1 pseudogene is annotated in these 223 nt (G+C 60.5%); it reads left to right on the forward strand.

The window, feature by feature from the left end:
• Positions 1-223: pseudogene (locus AF337_RS29470) on the forward strand (hypothetical protein); the annotation flags it as partial.

Consider the following 223-nt stretch of genomic DNA (forward strand, 5'->3'; position numbering starts at 1 on the left):
CCCATCCCGTCTTCGATGCAAACGACAGCGGCCAACGACGCTTCCTACGCCTGGGTCATCGCCAAGCCTCAGGCGATGCAGACGATATTTCCGGTCCCGGTCGGCTTCACCCGCGATACGATCAACATCGCTGCCGACGCCGTGGCCGTATACCATGCCAGCGCCTGTGATATCACGCCGATCTTCATCTGCAATCCCTATGAGCCGGCTGGCAATACGAGCC

The organism is Rhizobium ecuadorense, from assembly GCF_001187535.1.
In the GTDB taxonomy this organism is placed as follows: Bacteria; Pseudomonadota; Alphaproteobacteria; order Rhizobiales; family Rhizobiaceae; genus Rhizobium; species Rhizobium ecuadorense.